Source organism: Thioclava sp. L04-15, assembly GCF_002020275.1.
Lineage (GTDB): Bacteria > Pseudomonadota > Alphaproteobacteria > Rhodobacterales > Rhodobacteraceae > Thioclava > Thioclava marina.
The window spans coordinates 57865-64553 of the sequence record NZ_MPZW01000012.1; the positions used below are offsets into that span (position 1 = coordinate 57865).

Annotated in this window: 6 protein-coding genes; 1 reads left to right on the plus strand and 5 read right to left on the minus strand. The window is 58.4% G+C overall.

From position 1 onward, the window contains the following. Window position 1: 1 nt before the first annotated feature. The 3 genes from BMI90_RS17505 to BMI90_RS17515 form a co-directional block, all read right to left on the minus strand. The gene (locus BMI90_RS17505; RefSeq protein WP_078530767.1) at window positions 2-952 is read right to left on the minus strand and encodes a hypothetical protein; all 951 of its coding nucleotides are present in this window, start codon (window positions 950-952) and stop codon (window positions 2-4) included. 13 nt (window positions 953-965) lie between these two features. Then, window positions 966-1154, minus strand: coding sequence for a hypothetical protein (locus tag BMI90_RS17510; protein ID WP_078530768.1), 189 nt, complete (start codon window positions 1152-1154; stop codon window positions 966-968). Between the two features lie 414 nt (window positions 1155-1568). Next, window positions 1569-2009, minus strand: coding sequence for a hypothetical protein (locus tag BMI90_RS17515; protein WP_078530769.1), 441 nt, complete (start codon window positions 2007-2009; stop codon window positions 1569-1571). Window positions 2010-2116: 107 nt separating this feature from the next. On the opposite strand from BMI90_RS17515, the gene BMI90_RS17520 reads away from it, so the two are divergent. Further along, window positions 2117-3049: an IS5 family transposase gene (locus tag BMI90_RS17520; protein WP_078530770.1), complete on the plus strand. Its 933-nt coding sequence runs from the start codon at window positions 2117-2119 to the stop codon at window positions 3047-3049. A gap of 30 nt (window positions 3050-3079) precedes the next feature. On the opposite strand, the gene BMI90_RS17525 is transcribed toward BMI90_RS17520, so the two are convergent. Further along, the gene (locus BMI90_RS17525) at window positions 3080-4384 is read right to left on the minus strand and encodes a DEAD/DEAH box helicase family protein (RefSeq protein WP_078530771.1); all 1305 of its coding nucleotides are present in this window, start codon (window positions 4382-4384) and stop codon (window positions 3080-3082) included. Between the two features lie 444 nt (window positions 4385-4828). Next, a complete protein-coding gene (locus tag BMI90_RS17530; protein WP_146671334.1) occupies window positions 4829-6286 on the minus strand; it encodes an MATE family Na+-driven efflux transporter in 1458 nt (485 codons plus the stop codon). Between the last annotated feature and the right edge of the window lie 403 nt (window positions 6287-6689).

Here is a 6689-nt window from a genome sequence, read left to right on the forward strand (position 1 = left end):
ATCAGTTTGCCATCAGGTGGCGGCGTTCGATGCGCTTCCAGTCGCGCCCCGAGACGATGCCCCAATTCTCGTTTTCGTTGGGGCGCCGCCAGCGCGGGGTCGCCATCTTCTGCAAAGCGGCAAGTGCGGAATCGAAGCCCTCGATCTGGACCTCTTCCCCCTTGCCGCCGATCGTGAACTTGCCCGAACGAGCAAGGCCAGGATGGAAATAGCTGCCGTCCGCAGCAAGCGGCACGAACACAACATCGTCCGAGAAGTCGGGACTCGGTGCCTCCGGTTCCGCTTCATCAGGCTGCTGCCAGATAGACGCGAAGAAGTCCTTCCGACCCTTGAGCCATGCAGCCGCGCTCGGCGCGGTGACCTGCTGCCCGACCTTTTCAAGCCCACTGTCGCTGCTCGAGAGGATGTTGCGGATCCGTCCTTCGGTTACCCCGCCGAAGATCGCAAGAGACACCAGATCGACCTCGCCCTCGGCACTGTCGATGGCCCGGCGTGAGAGCGCGAGATTGATAATGCGCGTAGTCACGCGCTGAGGCTCGGGCTTGACCAGAGTGCGAAACTGCTCGAGGCGGGTGGCAAGATCTTCGATCCAGGCTGCACGCTCAGTCAGGGCGATGGCGGCCGGGGTGACGCCGTAGAGGCCGTAGATCCCGGCATTATCGAGAAGCTTCGCGCCATCCCAGGAGAGTGTCACGGACGGCAAGTAGGTCTCGAAAGCCTCTTCCCAGGTGTTCCCCTCAATGTCGGGACCGGGCAGCGCGGCAAAAAGATGGGGGGCGACGTTGCTCTTTCCAAGCAGCAGCTCGATCACCTTGAACCGCTCCGCAAGCAGTTCGAGAAGTTCGTCCCCATAGTCCCAATTGGCACTCTGATATCCAGTCAGTTCATTGTGGAACCAGGCCTGGCGGCGATCTTCGGCGGTCATGGTTTCGGGAAGCACAGTCGTGTTCATATTTTCTTCTCCTTCAAGCGTGCAGGCGGCGGATCTGGGCGCGCAGGTTGAGACGCGCGCGATGGTCCGAGGGTGTGGACGCCGCGATGACAAAACCTCGTTCGAACTGCAGCGCGAGGTGGCGCCCGCGCGGCTCGATGCCGAGAAGGTTCACGCCTTCGGCGTCGCACAGCTGGCGGTATTCACGGTGGGACTTCTTCATGATCAGACTCCAACAAAAGTGATCTTGTGATTGTTGTATCTACGCCTTGCGCCTAGCGCAATAGGTTATTTCACGATTAACGAGATATACCTCAAAATGGGTGCGCGAGTTGTCGCGAGAGGATTATGTATTGGACATGACGCAGTTTTTCTAAGAAGGGGCGCGGGGAGGGTGCCCGGAAGTTCGCCTTCACCCGCTCAAAGACCCTCAGGATGGTGTCACGCGGCTGAGACTGGGGCAGTCTCCCTGTATTCGTTCCGCGCAGAGTGGAGATTCCACAAATTGTCAGTGTAAGTGCGGCGCTCGAGCGCCGGTCGGGCCTGAGCATGCATTCGCAGAGGGAAGCGTGATCTCCGGAAATGCATTAGGGCGGCTGATCGCGGTGGCAGGCGCCTGAGCTGAATGAAGGGTAAACTAAACCGGCAGACTTGGATGGGTCTCGGGGGCATATCCCGCCTGCAGCACCGCAGTCAGCGGCTCGGGCGTCAGCACCGTGACCTGCCCGATGAGAACGGTGGGCAACTGCGCATAACCGTCGAGGCTCCAGGCAAATGCTTTGCCGCGCCATTTCAGGTGAGGGTCTCCCGCGCTTTCGACGATCACGCCATCGGGCAAGGTCTCGAAATCGGCTTGAAAGGTCACTTTCTCGCCGCGCTTGATGCGGGCCGCGTGCAGTGTCTTGTCGATCTCTTTGGGCAGGGGCGTGCCCGCATGGGGGGCGCCGTGGACCTGCGCCCAAAGCGCGGTAAAGATGCGATAGCGGTCGCGCCGACAGGTGGCGCAGGGGCGGTGTCCGGCGGCGAGCGCGGTCGCTTCGTCGAGAAAGAACATCTCGGTATAGCTGCGCGGCGCCATAAGCGTGCGCTTTTTCCCATTGAACGACAGGACGCAGCTGACCGGCTCTGTTGCACAAATCCTGTGAAGGGATTCATGTCGTGAATCCAGCGTGGTAGCTGGCCGGTATGAGCAGACCGACGCCCCCGACCTACAAGACCAGGAACTGGCCAACCTACAATGAAGCGCTCAAGCGCCGTGGCTCGCTGACGATCTGGTTCGACCCCGAGATGAACTGGGAGGCCGCGCCGACCGGCAGGCGCGGTCGCCAGCAGAGCTATAGCGACGCCGCTATACAGACATGCCTTTCGATGAAGGTGTTGTTCGGTATGGCGCTGCGACAGACGACCGGGTTCGTCGAGAGCCTGCTGCAGCTGGTTGGCCTCGACTGGGCGGTGCCCGACTTCAGCACGCTGTCTCGTCGCCAGAAGACCCTTGCCGTGAACATTCCGTATCGCGGCTCCAAGGGGCCGTTGCACCTTCTTGTCGACAGCACAGGGATCAAGGTTGAGGGTGAAGGCGAATGGCACGCGCGCAAACATGGCGGCCCAAAGCGGCGTGTCTGGCGTAAGCTCCATCTCGGGATCGACGAGCAAACATTGGAGGTTCGCGCCGTCGAGATCACGGGAAGCCACATCGGCGATGCTCCGGTTCTGCCCGACCTGCTCGATCAGATCCCCGAGGAGGAAGAGATCGGCAGCGTCACGGCAGACGGTGCCTACGACACCCGCAAATGCCATGACGCCATCGCCGAGCGTGGCGCTCATGCCGTCATCCCGCCTCGCCGGAATGCGAAGCCCTGGAAGACCGTCACCGCTGGCGCTATCGCACGCAACGAAGCTCTGCGGGCATCGAAGTCTCTGGGCCGCGCCCTGTGGCGACGATGGAGCGGATACCACCGTTGGAGCCGCGTCGAAACCAAGATGCACTGCGTGAAACTTCTGGGTCAGCGCCTCATGGCGCGGGACTTCGATCGCCAGGTCGCGGAACTTCAGGTCCGCATCGCCGTCATGAACCGCTACACCGCGCTCGGCATACCCCTCACAGAGGCCGTGGGATAAGTCTGTCCGGGGATAGGGGAGCCTCGGCTATCAGCCGATTTGTGCAACAGAGCCAATTGCATCCCAGAGCTTGCGATAAAGCGGCTCGGGTTGTCCGGGAAGATTGTCGGCGACCGGCACGCGAGGCAACTTGACGATTCCGCACTCGATGGCGTCCATCAGAGAGAAATCGGAAATAACCCATGGGAATAGGGTTCCTTCAAGCCATCCCGATCCAGAAAGGAAGAAGGGTGTGGCAGAGAGATCGTAGACGGTCTGCACGCCCAATTTACGTTTGGCGGCCTCGAGCCCGGAAATCCACAGGCGTGCCGCTTCCGCGTTTTCGTCGGCCTCTTTTCTTTCGTCGCCAGATAGTTTCTCGACGATCCCTTCGGGGCGCTCCCTGTAGCAGTGGTGCGCCTCGTCATTGATCACGTTGATCTTACCAAGCCCCATCAACTCCGGCATAACCCGCTGGAGCATCTGTCCTTCGGTCTCGAGCGTTGTCAGCGCGTCGCCGTGCCCCTCGAGAGCTGAGCGCGTCCCCTTCGCCAGCTGAATGCGCTCGCGGGGCTTAAACGCGTGATAGTTGGTCAGGACGATCTTGGCGCGCTGAATGTCCGGCATCAGGTCGCTGGGCACAAGATTCAGCTTTTGATAATAACTTGCCGCATCGTTCGGTAAAAGAACGCGAAGCCTGTCTCGGATCGTAATGCCCGGCGTCACGATCAGGAAACCGCGAGAGAACGTCTTGGAATTTGGACTTCGGACCGCATTGAGTGTCTGCCATGCGATGAGCATAGCCATCACGGTTGTTTTTCCAGCGCCGGTGGCCAACTTCATTGCAACGCGGAATAACTCTGGGTTTGCCTCAGCATTCGCGGTCTCGAGGCGCTTCCGCACTCGACGACCACGCTCGCCCATCTTTGAAGCGACTTCCGTCATCCAGATCGCAGTTTCCACCGCTTCCAACTGGCAGAAGAACGGACGTATTGCCTGCGTTTCGTCGCATTGAATGGCGCGCCAGTGCTGGAGCAATCTCTGCGTGATTGGAGAGACCTGCCAATCACTTGGATTAGGCAAGCGGCGCCAAGCGTCTACCTGCGAACGCATCTCGTTGACGAACTCGGTAACGTTGTAATCTGTGTCCTGACCTTCGAGCCCAGCGGTGCTTAGGTCCATCTCGCCCTGCCGAACGCCTTTTACGCTTTTAGGCTTGGGCATCGCCGATATTAGATCGGATCTACGTCTGCTCGCGATTATCGTATCAGTTGGCCTTCCATCAGCATCTAATTCCCAGTGTTTTTGGGGAACGAAGTATGGAGAGTTGAGAATTGGTTGTTCAAAGAAGGACATGATCGTCTCTAAATTTCGCGTCAGGGATGAGTTAACCAAAGGAAGCCGCGAGTGGCAATGTGAGACCGAAATCTCCGTATCTTCAGCGAAGATTCCGTGGCGTAATGCGCAATTCCTATGGAGGAAATCACTACAAGTTCATGATTGCATGCAGGCTTCCTCAACCGCGCAGCGGTGCACTTTTTCCGCGCACCCGAGGCCGAGGCGTTAACTGTCGTCGGTGATCCTGATCTGCTCCTCTGAAAAGTCCTCGTTTTATAGTTCGCCTGTTCTCCATCTGGGCTGCTCGCCAACTTTGGACCGCCGGAAGCTCGATTTTTCGGTTGCCTCACGATGACGGGCTGGTGGCGCCATCGGGATAATGCATGTCAATCGGGGCACACAAGAATGCCGCAGGTCAACGCGCTATGTTTAGGATACGCGCTTTATGGAGACCTCGACGCTTCACAATTCGCGAGCATGCTGTTCGCGATTATTGGATTCGTTCAATTGAGTGTTTGAAAACGGAATCCGGGAACGCTCAAAATAGCCAACGCGCCAGAATTGCCCGAGCGTGACAGCACTGTCGATGAGAATGCCGCCGCCGAAAAGCAGCGCAACGGCTTGCAGATCCGGTTCGAAAATGCCGCCAAGGTAGGCAAGAAAGGCTGCACCGTAATACACCACGCTGACGAAGAGCGACTGATAAAGCATCAGATCGGTGCGGCCCATCCCGTAGAAATAGCTGTCCAGAACGTGATTGAGCGCAAAAATGATGTAGAAGCCGAGCATCAGGCAGGTTAGGGACACGATCCTCGAGGCATCGCTCGATCCCATTGCATGCGCGATGAACCATTGCCAGCCAGGAATTGTCGCGAACCAGACTACTGTTATGATTGCTATCAGGAGAAAATATGCCCTGAGGCGGCCGTCGAGATGGCCGCGATGATTGCCGACATCTTGGCGGATGAGTGTTCCAAGCGACAGCACTGGCAAAAGCAGCCAGCCCCAGATGAAGCTGTTCGTCATCCAGAACAGGCCTGCCTCGTTCACCTCGTTCATGAGCCTCAGGATCATGAGCGCGAACGCCAGATTTCTCACGCCCGATTCCAGGCCTGATCGCAGCGCCACGCGAAGCCAATCTTTTTTCCAGCCTTCGAGGCGGCCCAGACGTGGCATTCCGAGCGCGCCTGCTCGCGATAGTATGGCCAGAGACGGTATCAGGAGCAGCGTGCCCACAGCGATGTTCGTCAGTGCGACGCCCTGCACCCCGAGATCCAATGAAAAAGAGAACTGTCCAACGAAAGTGCTGTCAAACAGCACGGTCAGGATAGCGCGTAGCACCACCAATGCGACAAGGACGCGCCTCCATGAAAGGGCCACGACAACGATGACGCTGATGTCATTCAAAGTTCCGATCAATAGCCCAAAGGCTTCCAGCCTCAGGTAGGCAGAGGTTCTGGCTTGCAGCTCTGGCTGCTGTGCCATCGCCCGGGTCAGCCAATCCGCTCCGAGCAGGACTCCAAACGTGAGGATTCCGTAGGCTATCAATGTTACCAGGAAAGCATCACCGACTCTCTCTCGCAGCGCTGCTCGGTCCTGAATTGCCCGGCCGAAGATGTAGTAGAGTGGGAGAAGAAGGGCTTCCTGCAACACCTCATAGGCAAGATTGAGCCATGCCGATTGGGCGGCAATGGTGACGTTCGACGTGTCCGGGAGCGAATTCAGGAAATAGACACGAAGCGTCGAGTAAAGAGCCGGCACGAGAGCCGCAAGAATGATGGCAAACCATAGCCGATAGTCGATGCGTCGCAGGGAATACATTTTTTCAGAAATCTCCGAGGAATACGGTAGTCTTCTGGCTGCGCGAAAGATCGGGCGCAACCCTACTTCCGGGGATAATCTGCGCACGCGGTCAGTCATGCTCTGACGAATTCAACCGGCCCTCGAGACAGTCTCGTCAGGAGTAAGAACTTCGAGCGCAGATGGCTTGTCTTGCGCGGAAGAAACTGAACAAACCGGGCTTCACGGCGACGGAGTCGGAGCCTGACCGTCGGCAGGGGCGACAATGGTACCCCTGCCAAGGACCGACTCAGCTCGCCACTGCCTCAGCGCTTGCACGCACCAAAGCCTATTCGTTCTCCTTCGGCCCGAAACTCCGGACGATAGTCTCCAGGGCCAGATTGGCCCCCTTCAGTTCATGCAAATTCTGAACCGCGCCGGGTTTGCCGGAGGCTGATTTGGGTTAGTTACGCGGCCATGTCTTCAGTTTCCAGAGCGGCGTAGAAGTTTGCCTCTGCTTCCGCCGGCGGGATGTTCCCGATCG